At 33.4% G+C, this 1,685-nt stretch carries 2 protein-coding genes; both read right to left on the bottom strand.

Going from position 1 to position 1,685, the window contains the following annotated elements:
- Positions 1-47: 47 nt before the first annotated feature.
- A complete protein-coding gene (locus tag K3248_RS08525; RefSeq protein ID WP_208441893.1) occupies positions 48-605 on the bottom strand; it encodes a recombinase family protein in 558 nt (185 codons plus the stop codon).
- 733 nt (positions 606-1,338) lie between these two features.
- Positions 1,339-1,575, bottom strand: coding sequence for a replication initiation protein RepC (repC, locus tag K3248_RS08520; RefSeq protein WP_371875528.1), 237 nt, complete (start codon positions 1,573-1,575; stop codon positions 1,339-1,341).
- Positions 1,576-1,685: the final 110 nt, after the last annotated feature.

Here is a 1,685-nt window from a genome sequence, read left to right as displayed (position 1 = left end):
AGATGTGTATAGAAGACAGTATGTAAACAGTACCAGCTTAGTTTACCTTAATTCTCCAATGCTCTTGGCATGGTAATGAGTGGCTTAATTTTTGTTGGCTTGATATTTTTGCGTTCAATAAATAAGCGCAAAGTATTCACACTAACTCCTAATGTCTTAGCAATACGGCTCTGTGATAAACCAACATTTGTAAATGCTTGAATTTCATCAATATGATTGTCCAGTTTTAATTGCGTAGCAATGCTTCCTTTTGGACGTCCTAGTTTTATCCCTCGTTGACGAGCAACATTTAAAGCTTCTTTTGTGCGCTCTTGAATTAAATGTCTTTCAATTTGCGCTACCATACCTAAAATAGTTGCTATGATATCGCTCTGTAAGCTTCCATCCATGATGAGGTTTTGTTTTGTCACATGAACAATCAACCCCCGTTCGCTAGCAGCTTTAAGAATTTCTAAGACAGCAAGAGAAGAACCAGCTATACGAGAAAATTCTGGTGTTAACAACACATCTCCTCGTTCTGCTTTTTTAATTAAAGCACCAAGCTTACGTTTGCGCCAATCTTGTCCATCACAAGAAACGCGCAAGTAAGCGTAAAATTTTGCCATATTCAATAAAAACGTCAATTTAGATTTAAACTGATATATTTTTATTCAAAAAAATGTCAAATAAATATATGGTTTCATATCAGAAAATGATCGTTTTTCTAAAATTTGTTGAATAGAAGCAAGGAATGGCACTTAAAACACAAAGATATGTGCATACATATCACACTAATACTTTAACATTAATATTTACACGTTTTTAAAAGTATTGCGAAATAAACATCGCATAATCTTCTCGGGAGAGGTAATAAAATACTCGCTGGGTTTTTAATCATCTTTCTCCATTCAATTAAAATTTTGATTTCTTCTTAGTTTTGTTATTCAATATAACAAATTTAAATACTATCTAATTTTTGAACCGATTGGGATCACGTTAATCAAAAATACATTTACTATTTTTGAAAATCATCCTCATCACTAAAAGAACTAAAAGCTTCCTTTCAGTTTCTAAATCTGAAATGGTTAATGTTATGTTTTTTGTTTTTCTGCACAAAACATGCTGCTTGATTGCTTCAGTATTGCTTATCGTGTGAAAAGCTAAAACAAAGATGGTATAATATTAAACAATTGCATCATATCAGATGATGGTTATATTGATAACATTTCTTTCATTTCTTTTGCTTCATTAGACATTGTTTCCTCCTTCTTATGGTACGATTTGTTTTGAATCTGTTTGCATGTTTAAAGCTTTGAGAACTTCATTCAATTCTGATTTGAAAAAAGAATTTTTTGATCTTTAGATTTTGTTAGCTCGTTTTTTCATGTGCCAGCTATTTAGTTTTTCCTCAGAAGCTTTATTGAGCAAGGCATAAAAAGAACGTTCGAGATAAAGTTTTCCTCGATTTTCTTTGGCAATCATGCCCCGTAAATATCCACCTGGAGATTTCACCAATTCCCTGCAATATTTTTCGAATATGATAGCGATAGCCAGAGCAGCTCTTTTAATTCCCATGTCTCCTTTAGCTTCTTCCACAGCTGCCTCTTATACACACCTGAGACTTTGGGGGTCGCCGGTCCACTAAAAAAAAAAATAGATCTTATCGAACTTGCCTCGTTTTTAGTCTAAATCAGCGACGGTCATTG

Origin of the sequence: Bartonella raoultii, assembly GCF_019659805.1 — a bacterium.
Lineage (GTDB): Bacteria > Pseudomonadota > Alphaproteobacteria > Rhizobiales > Rhizobiaceae > Bartonella > Bartonella raoultii.
Note: the sequence above shows the minus strand (reverse complement) of the source record. Positions and strands in the feature narration are given on the sequence as shown.

Excerpts from the sequence above, each read along its gene's own strand:
- K3248_RS08525 (WP_208441893.1), bottom strand. The coding sequence starts at position 605 with ATGGCAAAATTTTACGCTTACTTGCGCGTTTCTTGTGATGGACAAGAT.